The 10,582-nt window shown below is 47.1% G+C and carries 7 protein-coding genes and 1 pseudogene; 6 read left to right on the forward strand and 2 right to left on the reverse strand.

Annotated elements, in window-relative coordinates; genetic code table 11:
• Positions 1–565 precede the first annotated feature (565 nt).
• Entirely contained in the window at positions 566–1,882 is a 1,317-nt protein-coding gene (locus JWJ90_RS21635) for an ISKra4 family transposase (protein ID WP_205229309.1), read from the reverse strand.
• A 48-nt stretch (positions 1,883–1,930) separates the two neighbouring features.
• Between JWJ90_RS21635 and JWJ90_RS23385 the strand changes: the two are divergent.
• The 6 genes and pseudogenes from JWJ90_RS23385 to JWJ90_RS21665 form a co-directional block, all read left to right on the forward strand.
• A pseudogene (locus JWJ90_RS23385) lies at positions 1,931–2,557 on the forward strand (tyrosine-type recombinase/integrase); the annotation flags it as partial.
• 55 nt (positions 2,558–2,612) lie between these two features.
• Positions 2,613–2,834 carry a tyrosine-type recombinase/integrase gene (locus JWJ90_RS23795; RefSeq protein WP_338032357.1) on the forward strand — a complete coding sequence of 74 codons (222 nt, stop codon included), beginning with the start codon at positions 2,613–2,615 and terminating at the stop codon, positions 2,832–2,834.
• A gap of 2 nt (positions 2,835–2,836) precedes the next feature.
• Positions 2,837–3,886 (forward strand): IS91 family transposase, encoded by a 1,050-nt coding sequence (locus JWJ90_RS21650; protein ID WP_205229304.1) that lies wholly within the window; start codon positions 2,837–2,839, stop codon positions 3,884–3,886.
• A 970-nt stretch (positions 3,887–4,856) separates the two neighbouring features.
• Positions 4,857–6,149 (forward strand): ATP-binding protein, encoded by a 1,293-nt coding sequence (locus tag JWJ90_RS21655; protein ID WP_205229305.1) that lies wholly within the window; start codon positions 4,857–4,859, stop codon positions 6,147–6,149.
• A 617-nt stretch (positions 6,150–6,766) separates the two neighbouring features.
• Positions 6,767–7,369 carry a TetR/AcrR family transcriptional regulator gene (locus tag JWJ90_RS21660; RefSeq protein WP_205229306.1) on the forward strand — a complete coding sequence of 201 codons (603 nt, stop codon included), beginning with the start codon at positions 6,767–6,769 and terminating at the stop codon, positions 7,367–7,369.
• Positions 7,350–9,746, forward strand: coding sequence for a PEP/pyruvate-binding domain-containing protein (locus JWJ90_RS21665; protein WP_205229307.1), 2,397 nt, complete (start codon positions 7,350–7,352; stop codon positions 9,744–9,746). Before JWJ90_RS21660 ends, JWJ90_RS21665 begins: the two co-directional genes overlap by 20 nt.
• A gap of 332 nt (positions 9,747–10,078) precedes the next feature.
• Here the strand turns inward: JWJ90_RS21665 and JWJ90_RS21670 are convergent, their stop codons facing one another.
• Positions 10,079–10,318, reverse strand: coding sequence for a hypothetical protein (locus JWJ90_RS21670; RefSeq protein ID WP_205229308.1), 240 nt, complete (start codon positions 10,316–10,318; stop codon positions 10,079–10,081).
• Between the last annotated feature and the right edge of the window lie 264 nt (positions 10,319–10,582).

Genomic DNA, 10,582 nt, shown 5'->3' on the forward strand with positions numbered 1-10,582 from the left:
CCAAATAGCCAATAATCTCCGGACTCCTCAAAAGAGTCTTACAGAGTGCTTGAGCCGTATGCGGGGAAACTCGCTCGTACGGTTCTGAGGAGGGGCGGGAGCCGCAAGGCTTCCGTCCTATCCGATGAACACTCCCCCGCCTTACACGCAAAAAAGACGGAGCAGAGGAGCATGCTCAACCTGCAATACAGAGCACTCTATGCAAGAAATCGCAAAAAGACAACCATTCCCAAGCGTAATGACAGCGTAAAAGGTCAAAACGCGGTGGCAAGAACACCTACATTCAGAGGGAGACGAAGCTCAAAACGTCTTTTTCTTCCTCCTGGTCGTGATGACGCCTGGCGAAACGCAGGCTGGGTTAAACCGCTATGCCGGGCAAAAAATCAGTGACTTATTAGATGTGTATCATCTTCAGCATCGTGCATCTTGCCCCCGAAATTCGCCCCAAATAGGACTTTGATCGGCTCAGCAAGTCCTTTTTCATGGCTTTTCCCCAATTCGAGAGGCTAACCCTTTTAATGAGGCGTGCCCCCCATTTATAGGGGAGCATCCGATACTTATGGCATCATTTAACCCGTCGGATCCTTTTCGGTCGTGATGCCCGCTGCTCTTTGGTGTTTTGCTCATACTCCTCGAAAAAGGAATCGAATTTTGAATTGTATTTGGCACATCGCAATTTGAGGATGTTGTTTGCATAATCAACTTTCCACCAGGCACCGGATCTTTTGAGGCGAATATTGCTGATAAACTTATTGGCGCTTTCGATCGCTCCGCTGCCAAGCGGGTAGCCACCACGACGTAAGCGTCCATAGTCAATTCTTTTTTGGTTCTTTTTCAGGTAGTTTACCAGCTTAGTTCTCTCTGTCTCCGCAGTGGCTGTTTTGCATTTCATTCTATTCAAGCCAGCGATGATATAAGAGGCGTTGTTGTGAAAAAGCCGAACCTTGGTTTGCTCTATCCACTCATCGGCTTTTTTCGACCCAGTAAACTGATGTTTGGCAAAATCATGGAGGTGTTCTGAGCAGTGGAAATAATCAAGGACTTGGCGGCAGGTGGGGAAATATTCTTTGACGCAGTCCCATATCCAATCGGCTCCATCACCGACAAAACACAGGCGAACTTTATTCAACGGGATTATATCTTTGTCTCTCAATTGAGCAAGGAATCCTCGAAATTCAGTAACATTGCTGATTTGATGCCAGCTTAACAGATGAACGATCTTGTCCTTATCGAGCAGGTAACCGCGGATCCCTTTAGCTTCGCGCCAGTGATGAGGTTGCCCCTTTTCCTCCGTTCTAATGGGCACCATGGCACCATCAGCAGAAAAGACCAGAACTGGCCTTCGATAGTTTTCCTCCGAGATATCTTCTATAATTTTAGATAGTTCTTGAGAGGTGGGAGTGATCTCTTCAAGGCTGATTTCCTCGGCGACTTGATTGGTAAGTTTATGCACAGTGTCCGCTGAAATACCAAAACGATAGATCTCGTTCATCATTTCCGCAGCTTCCTCAAAAGTTTCCTTGGCGCCGAAGAGAGAGGCTATTTTTTGAACATCATATTGGTATTTGCCATCCCTTAAATTAAGAGCATCTTCATACGGGGTATGGACGGCTTTACATTTGGGGCAAACATAGTACGGGCAGTCAATGACAAGGGTGCCAATGGTGGTAACGCACTCTTTTTTCTTGGAATATTTTTTATGAGCTTTGCTCTCGCAAGGAGCGCATATCGGAGCTTGGACTTGCCGATCAAGTTCACCTTGAATGACAATCTGGACTAATTCGGGATCTATTGACGGGTACTCTTTTCTGGTCTTGTTAATTATCTCAAAAAGCGTGTTGTTGGACGAAGCCGCTGCGCGGCAGAATAAAAACCAGTGTATACTCGTGTAAGAGTTTAATTTTCAAACACTTACAGCAAGGAGTATACTATGAACAAAGCCGAAATTAAACGATTCGAGTCCCTCTATGAACGCCACCTGCAAAAGCTTGCGCTACAAGGGAAAAGCGCCAAAACAATAGATGCTTATGGCCGAGCTGTGCGCCGATTGGTCTCATATTTCGATTGTTGCCCCGACAAGCTCAGCGTGCAAGAGCTGGAAGAGTACTTTGCCAAATTGGTCAAGGGGTACTCTTGGAGCACAGTCAAGCTGGACCGGCTCGGTCTCATGTTTTTCTGGAAACATGTTCTGGAGACGGATTGGCAGTGGCTCAACATCGTCAAAGCACCTGTCGTTAAAACCATTCCGGATATCCTGACCCGCGAAGAGATCGGCAGGATCATTCATGGCTGCCGGGAGCTCCGCTATCGCGTCTTTCTCTTCACCACTTATTCCATGGGGCTTCGCCTGGAAGAGGCCTTGTCTCTTCAGGTCGGTGATGTCGATACCGGCCACATGAAGATCCACGTCCGTCGCGGTAAGGGCCATAAAGATCGTCTTGTCCCGTTGCCGAACCGCACCTTGGAAGCGTTACGCCTGCTCTGGCGTGAACACCAGCACCCGAAGTTGCTCTTTCCCAATTACCGGGGATCAATAGAAACGATCCGTCAGGCGACAAACCACATGAATAATGGTGGAGCCCAGCAGGCAATGAAAGCCGTTGTCACCTCCTGTGGGATTAAAAAAAGTCTCGATCCACAGCCTCCGTCACAGTTTCGCAACCCACCTACTCGAATCCGGCTTAAGCCTGCGGCATATCCAGGCTCTGCTTGGTCATGCCAGTCCCACAACCACAGCCCGTTACACTCATCTCACCGATGTTGCCGAACTGGATAGTCAGGCAGCGATCAATGCCTTGGTCAACTCACTGCAGCTCAACCCGGCAGGGAGGTGATCATGGATCTGGCCACTCTTGTTCACCAATATTACGATGTCTTCATGGCACGATTCGGCAAAACCATCCTGCCGGACCAACGCAAGGCCCTTGATGCGATTCTCCGTTGCCGAACGCCTGCTTCCGGAGAACTCTACGTGCAGTGCCCTGACTGTCAGCAAGGTCAGTGGCGCCCGCTCTCCTGTGGCAACCGCCATTGCCCACGCTGTCAAAATCACCTGACCAGTCTCTGGATCGACAAACAACGGGAAAAGCTCCTGCCTGTGCCCTATTTCATGGTGACCTTTACCTTGCCCTATCAGCTGCGTTTGTTGGCTTATCGTCACCAGGGAGAGGTCTATTCGCTCATGTTCCGGTGTGCTGCCGAAGTCCTGCGTTCATTCGCCCGCAATGCAAAATCTTTGGGCGCCGAGATCGGCATGACCATGGTCCTGCACACCCATTCAAGGAGATTGGAATTTCACCCGCATATCCACGTCCTGATCCCTGGAGGTGGCATTGACCAACAGGCTCGGGTTTGGAAAAAGCTATCGGGGAAATATCTCTTCAACGGTTTTGCCTTGGCCAAAGCCTTTCGCGGTAAGTTCCTGGCCGGAGCAGATGCTATCGGCTTGCGGATCACAGACAAAGTCCCGAAAAAATGGGTTGTCCACTGCGACCATATGGGCACCGGTGCACCGGCCTTAAAATACCTCGCAAGGTATTTGTACCGAGGCGTGATTGGAGAAAAAAACATCATTGCCAATACCAACGGCGAAGTAACCTTTAGGTACCGGGACAGCGCAACCGGGACAATGCAGAAGAGGACGCTTAGGGGAGAGGAGTTTCTGCGTCTGCTTCTTCAACATGTCTTGCCAAACGGGTTTAGGCGGCTGCGCGAATATGGATTTCTGCACGGGAATGCCAAGAAAATCCGTATGCTGGTCCAGTTGGTCCTGCACGTCGTTATCAGGCCGCAGCCGCCTCGCCCCCGACCAGTGTTTGCTTGTCCATGCTGCAATCAGCCGATGCGCATAGTGCGATTTAGAAATGACTATCGCCACCCCGGGTAACCTTTAAGCGAGACGCCGCTTCACCGTCAAGAAGCACACGGGAGGAAAACTCTTTTATGAGCAGCGAGCCGCTTTTTAACGCCTGATACAGGCGAATGCATTCCTACGTCCTGCGTTCAGCACTACCATCCTGGTAGTGCTTCCAGCATATTCCAGAGCAATATTTATTTCCTTTGTGAGACCGGGCTTGTCCAACCCCGGATAAGATTGTGGTTCGTTCGTGCCTCACTCACACAATCTATCCTTGTTCGTTGTTCGTGCCTCACTCACACAATCTATCCTTGTTCGTTGGGCGCATCAACACACTGAATAATGTGAGCAATTTTTTGATCGAGAATATTATCGTACATGTCTTTGTAACATTTAGACCAATTCCGAATTTTTCGCACAGCCGCCATGATGTAACCTCCTGATTTAACGGGATATTATATCATGTAAAAAGCAGCATTTAAACAAAAAAATAACGTAAAGTATTAAAATTATTAACCAAACAGGACAACTTCGATCTGCAGAGCAATTCCATAACTATCGGATGCTCCCCATTTATAGTTACAACTTTTTTTGAATATAACTATTCGAAGCGGAGTTATTCGAACAATCGACGGACTGATCCCAAGACAGCAATTCCATTATAAATTTTTTATATATTGTTGATTTGGAGAGACAGTCTTTGCGGTAGTTACCTTGAAAACCGCTTTGACTGCGTAAAAACCGCCACCATGAATTGAGAGACGCATTGATTTGTTTTCCTGTCAAGCAGGGAGAGAGATCTGTATAGATTTTTCCTATTGCCCTTGACAGGGGTTACTAAAAATGGATATACTATCTATCTATTATATCGGAAAAATTCGCAAATCGCTCGTAAAGCAACAAATCATTATTAACGTAATTTTACAAAGAGAGGAGGGTGAGGATTTTACACGGTTTAGCATTCCACAATTTGATTGAATATTCGAAGAAGGAGAAGGTTATGCCTACGAAATCCCAATTAAATAACACGTCAGATGTGTTTTCCCTGGATAATGAAGCAAGCTTTTTGAATACAGAAAATGAATGGAAACGGATAGTTGATGAGCTTCCCGACTTGATCTTTGTCATAAACCTAAAGCATGAAATAGTTTACATGAATAAAACTATGCTTTCCCTACTTCAATTAGATCTTTCAGATGTAATAGGGGAAATGTGCTTCGTTTGTGTCCATGGCAGCCAATGTCTACTTGAAAATTGCCTTCATGAAAAAATGCTCAATGACCATAGAACACACATGCTTGAGCTTTACGACGAACGTCTAGGCGGAAATGTTGAAATGCGTGTTGTGCCATATTTCAATACTTCTGGTAAAATCATAGGCTCTTTTCATATTGCTCGTAATGTCAATAACAGGATTGAAAGCCAAAAAGAAAAAGAAAATCTTCAACTTCAACTTCTTCGAGCTCAGAAATTGGAATCGGTTGGCCAGTTAGCATCTGGTATTGCTCATGAGATCAATACCCCGATTCAATTCATAAACTCTAATATTAGCTTCATACAAGAATCTTTTGATGAGGTTAATGAATACATAAAAGTAACCAAAGACTTTCTTGATAAATTCTCAGAAAAATTTAATAAAAATGATGAGTTTAGTTCTTTAGCTGAGAAGATTGAGGATTTTGATTGGGAGTATTTGGAAGAAGAAATACCAAGATCTATTGAACAGTCAAGAGAGGGGCTTCATCGAGTTTCATCTATTGTTCAAGCAATGAAAGCATTTTCTCATCCAGGTGGAGAGAGTAAAGTTGAGTCAGATATCAACAGGATAATATTGACAACCGTTACTATATCTCGAAATGAATGGAAATATGTATCCGTTGTCGAAACCTCATTAGATGAAAATATATATCCTGTATGGTGCAATGTTGATTCTGTAAGTCAGGTTATATTAAACATAGTCATAAATGCCGCTCATGCTATAGAAAGTAAGCTTGGGCGCAATCCAGTTGGACAGAAAGGGAACATCGAAATAAGCACTACACAAAAAGAAGGATTCGTAGAAATACGGATATCAGATACAGGTACAGGTATACCTGATAAAATTAAAAACCGGATATTTGATCCATTTTTCACAACAAAAGATGTCGGAAAAGGAACTGGTCAAGGATTGGCAATTTCCCATGATATTATTTGCGCAAAACATCACGGGAGAATAGAAGTAAAATCTGAAGAGGGGGTTGGAACAACTTTTATTATTGAGTTGCCTAATGATCCAAAAGAACAAATAAATTAATCGTACTTATAATTTCAATGGCTTACAGAGTATTGACCCTGTAAGCCATTTTTTATTTGCCTGCATGAACCTGCATCTTTTTCGAAACCGGGAGTTGCCCCTCCGGTGCCACCTTTGCAATTCAGGGCTCAACGGGTATACCGGGATGCCAACAATAAAGACATCGTGGCCTGCCAAACGGGCTTAGGCGCCTGCGAAATATTGATTTCTGCATGGGAATGCTAAAAAAATCTCTATACTGGTCCCGTTGGTCCTGCATTCGTTATCGCGTCGCATCCGCCTCAGCCCACCACCACCGACCATAGCCGTCCGGCTAAGCCATGCGGTATTCATCATGCTGCAAGTGGCATTAATTATCCGTCAAGTCTCAGAATAAAGACGTCTTGAACGACTTCGGAAAGGCGTTGAAAAAATCTGCGTCACTTCTCACCTGAATCAGGTTCTCATTTTTTCGGCTGAAATTGCGAAAATGTTTTTTTCAAAAACAAAAACGCTATTTCAGCGAGACATTCCATTTTATTTCAACACTTTTCAAAAAGTTGGGCGCTCAGTTTTAACATTGATTTTTTTAGACCTAGGTATATTTTTATACTCAAGTCTAAAAATGGAGCATGATGATGACAAAAGGATTACGACAGAAAAAAAATACCCAGGTAAAGCAGGCTCTTTACGATGCCGCCATGGAGCTGTTTCGGCAAAAGGGATTCGACGAGACCTCAGTGAATGAAATAACCGAGAGGGCCGGGTACAGCCGTGCGACCTTTTTCAATCACTTCAGAACCAAGCAAGGTGTTCTGCGACTTTACGGACAAAGACTTCAGGATCTTGTTGAAAACCTTCTTGATCAAGCTGATTCGGCCACTTCTTCTTTGGAACTGATCCGGCAGATGATTTCGGTAATGGTGCACGAGGCCGAGAAAAATATCGAAGAGGTGCGACTTATCTGCACCTATAGCATGCTCGACCCCAATTATTTGTCAAATCCGACACCGTCTCGCAAACGGCTGTTTGAAATACTCGCCGAACTTGTGGCCAAGGCACAACAGGAAGGAGAAATCCGCTGCGATCTTACTGCGACAGAGTTGGCTATGCATATTTTTTTCCTTTACCAGGGAGTGGTGCTGGCCATTGTAACGGATATCGACAGCAGTGGATCTTTGCTCCATTCCGTTTGGCAGTTCATCCTCCAAGGAGTGAACAGTGAAAGTCATTCAAATTAATAAAAATACGCGCTTGGATAATGACGAAGTCGGGGGCAAATGTTCAAACCTTATCCAGTTGATGCAACTCGGAATGAATGTTCCCAACACGATGGTTCTCACGACTTCGGCTTACGAGAACCAGGCAATACGGTGCGGTCTACACGAAAAGATATTTCCATTGATCGAAGAACAGGATTGGGCGGGAGTGGAGCAAACCGCTTTCGAAATTCTGACTCACTGTCCCCTGGACGAAAATTTGTCGAGCATGCTGTTGGATCAATATTCCCAGATGCAGAGTCCGGTCGTGGCTGTTCGCTCTTCAGCAACCTGCGAGGATCAGGAAGGAACATCTTCAGCCGGGCAATACGAGACTTATCTGAATATCCAGGGAACGGAGGCTTTGCTCCAGGCAGTTCGAAACTGTTGGGCTTCACTTTGGAGCCGCAGGGCCCTGGTCTATCGTCAACGACAAGCTACAGACCGGTTCTCGGCACGAATGGCCGTCATCATCCAGGAAATGATTCCTGCCGATGCGGCCGGAGTTCTTTTCACCCAAGACCCGTTGCTGTCGGGCGATAACCACATGCGGATCGAGATTGTACCAGGTTTGGGAGAGGCACTTGTTTCCGGGGATATTGCTGGTGATGTCTACCGGATTGACCGAACCTCTCTTGCGGAAACCAGGGAAAATGGCAGATCCGAGCTCCTTTCTCCCAATCTACTGAAAAAACTGTGTGGTATGGCTCTTCGTATTGAGGAGCACTTCGGCTGCCCCCAGGATATCGAGTTTGCTCTAGCGCAAGACACAATCCACCTGCTCCAGGCCCGTCCCATGACAGCGCTGATGAACACGACCGTGGATCCAATCGAGCCGCTTGGCAAGCCTTCGTTTCTTGACAAAATGATCAAGCCCTTTGTCGATGAGCGCTATGTCATCGCACCTCGACCTTTGGACAACGTTGTTGTCAAACGTTTGCTCGGCGGGCACCTCTATTCCATCAAGGAAGGCGGGGCAGTTATCAAACAGGAGGACGAGGAGAAGGTTATGGCCCAGCTTTGGCGCCAGGCATATCGCATGCCACCCATCCATCGATTATGGCTCATGTATTTTCGTGGCGTTTCTCTTCTCTTTCGGCAGCTGAAAACGGACTGGCTAAGCTGGTGGGAAGATGCTCCTAGCGGAGAACTGCAAACCGTGTCGAAATCGATAGATCTTTCCTCTATGGCAGATGAGGAACTGTTTAGACGGGCAGAAACAATCCTGGCAGTTTGGGAAAAGCATCTGTACAAACGGATGAGCGCCGCTGGCGGAGTTCATGCTGAATCATTGCTGAGGTTACTGGTAGCCCTGGCGGTAGGGCCAACTAAGCGAGATGAAGTCATGTCGAATCTCATGGCAGGAATTGAAACTCCAACGATCACTCTCAATGAGGACCTCTGGCAGCTTTCCCGTCTGGCCCGCCAACATCCTGAAGTTTTAGCATCTCTTCGTGACGAAGCACCGCATCGCCTGAAAGAAACAGCTGTGGGGCGGGATTTTATGAAGGCCTTCAATTTTTTCATAGATAGACATGGTCATCGTGAAGGGCCCTGCTGGTACCTGACAACCCCGACCTGGCGACATGACCAAATACAGGTCTGGCGACTGCTGGCAAGCCTTGTAGTTGCCGAGAAGCGAACCGGAAATCCTGAATTCGCACGCGTCCGTCACCAGGAAGCCCTCTTGCTTGTGGAGAAACGGTTGCGATATATCCTGGGCCTGCGGAGCGCTTTTCGTTGGCTATGGCATCATTTGTACCGGTTGAATGCATTTCGGGAAAAAAGCCATTACGACTTAACCCGACCAATCGATGCACTCCAGGAAATTTCCTACGAGTGGGAACGCAGATTTATTGATCGGGGTATTCTGGAGAGAGAAGGTGACATCGGCTACCTTACCTACGAAGAAATCCGAGAATGGCTCTGCGATAGGGCTCCTGCAAGGGAGACTGTGCGCGAATTGCTGGCGCGTCGTCGCGCCACCTACAGGCTGGTGAACGCGAGATGGCAGGCCGAACGGTCTGGAGTCGCTGCACAGGGAGAGATTCTTAAGGGAATAGCCGCCAGCCCGGGCATTATTCAAGCCAATGTCAGGATCATCCGCGGAGAGCATGAATTTGGCAAACTTATGGCTGGAGAGGTGCTGGTCTGTCCATACACGAATCCCGCCTGGACGCCTCTCTTTGCCACGGCGGCGGCAGTGGTTACCGAAACGGGAGGGCTTGCATCCCATGCGGCCATTGTGGCTCGTGAATATGGAATACCTGCGGTAATGGGTATTCCCGGTGTAACCCGCAACCTGAAGAATGGGCAAAAAATAGAGGTGGATGGAAATCGAGGGGTTGTGTTTAAGTAATGCATCATATTTTGGGCTCCCCCAATCGCGGGGCCGGAGAAGTCAGCTATGCGATTCATGGTAACGCAGTCGCCATGAACACTAACATAACCGGTGGCCCCAGGACCTGTTCCCGAACTTAACGGTGAACAGGTGAGGAACTGTTTGGGGCACAAAATAAAAAAAAGCCACTTAGCAAAAGATTGCCAAGTGGCTGATATTGCTGGTGGGCGAGGCGATTCCACCCCGCACCTACGCCCCAATACATTGATATTTATATAATAATTTATTCACTGTGTTATCGATGTGACACCAAGGAGACGAATCGTAATTCTTAGCGTCCCCTCTTCCTATTACATAGCACCTTCCATCATCCCACCGGTTTTCATGTGGTCTTTGGCACCATCCATCATCTCACCCGATTTCATGTGGCCTTTGGCACCATCCATCATTTCACCAGACTCCATGTGGCCTTTGGCACCATCCATCATCTCACCAGATTCCATGTGGCCTTTAGCACCTTCCATCATTTCACCCGATTCCATGTGGCCTTTAGCACTATCCATCATCTCATCAGCTGCAGCTTTTTCCATGTGATTTCCCATGGTAGAGTGCGAATTCCAGACGATCCCGGCCAGCCATTCCATTCGATCCCGGTCACTGATTCCAGACCATTCCGGTCACCATTTTCGGAGCGTAACGACGCATAGAACCAGATGGTATAGAACCTTTTCTTCAAAGAAATAATCAAGGAGGGGTTCATGCCGGGCAAGAGGGTATCTATGCGCAAAATACGAGAGGTGTTACGCCTCAAACATGACCTGCACCGCAGTAACCGGGAAATCGGTTTGAGTTGC

Source organism: Desulfobulbus rhabdoformis (genome assembly GCF_016919065.1).
Lineage (GTDB): Bacteria > Desulfobacterota > Desulfobulbia > Desulfobulbales > Desulfobulbaceae > Desulfobulbus > Desulfobulbus rhabdoformis.

Coding starts and splice junctions, on each gene's coding strand:
- JWJ90_RS21650 (WP_205229304.1), top strand. CDS start 2,837: ATGGATCTGGCCACTCTTGTTCACCAATATTACGATGTCTTCATGGCA.
- JWJ90_RS21655 (WP_205229305.1), top strand. CDS start 4,857: ATGCCTACGAAATCCCAATTAAATAACACGTCAGATGTGTTTTCCCTG.
- JWJ90_RS21660 (WP_205229306.1), top strand. CDS start 6,767: ATGACAAAAGGATTACGACAGAAAAAAAATACCCAGGTAAAGCAGGCT.
- JWJ90_RS21670 (WP_205229308.1), bottom strand. CDS start 10,318: ATGGAAAAAGCTGCAGCTGATGAGATGATGGATAGTGCTAAAGGCCAC.